Source organism: Paracoccus aestuariivivens, assembly GCF_009711225.1.
GTDB lineage: Bacteria > Pseudomonadota > Alphaproteobacteria > Rhodobacterales > Rhodobacteraceae > Paracoccus > Paracoccus aestuariivivens.
On the sequence record NZ_WMIE01000069.1, the window covers coordinates 1 to 754 of the forward strand.

The following is a 754-nucleotide window of genomic DNA, read 5'->3' on the forward strand; positions in this document are numbered from 1 at the left end:
GTAACGGGTCTTCCTCTCGATCAGCGTGGCCACATTCGCGTCGCCCTGAGCGCGCTCAAAGATCATCAGATCGTTCGGCGGGCTTACGCCGCGCCATCTGGCGCGACGGTCCCGCCTCACTCCCAATTGCCAAACTGGCTGCGGTCATTGATCTCCGCAGGGCGGTTGTGAATGCTGGTTTCCAAGGGGAAAACGCGGTTCCTGGGCTGGCGGGCATAGCGCGGCTTGCGCTTGCGGCGTCGCTCGGGGAGGAGGCGGGCCAGTTGCGCAGTTTGGCCGTCGGCGGAGTAGACATACTGATAGATCGTCTCATGGCAGAGCCGGTGCGGTGCGGTGGGCTCGATCCTGAGCCGACCGGCGATCTGCTCGGGCGACCAACCCTCACGAAGGCGGTGGATCACCTCGGCACGCAGATCCGCAAGCCGTTCGAGCTTGCGTCGGCGTGAACGCCTGCGCCCGGCCTGTGACTGGGCGTTCATGTGCCAATAGCCATCTGCCTGCGGCACTTCCTTGTCGTGCCACCAATTGCGCTTGATCTCGCGGGTGATCGTCGAGCGATCGCGGCCGAGCATCGCCGCGATTCTCGTCTTCGGCACCTTGGCCTGAAGCAGGCTTGCGATGACGCGGCGCTCGTCCAGCGTCAGGTTGGTGAGCGGGCGCCTCATGACATCCTCCTGAAGTGCATCAGGAATCTATCCAGTGATGCTTTCCAGAATGGAATGTGCCACTACGGCAAGTTGTTGCGCGGTAATGA

1 pseudogene is annotated in these 754 nt (G+C 62.9%); it reads right to left on the reverse strand.

Annotation, left to right across the window (positions count from 1 at the left end):
• Nucleotides 1-665, reverse strand: a pseudogene (locus GL286_RS22105) (IS30 family transposase); the annotation flags it as partial.
• Between the last annotated feature and the right edge of the window lie 89 nt (nt 666-754).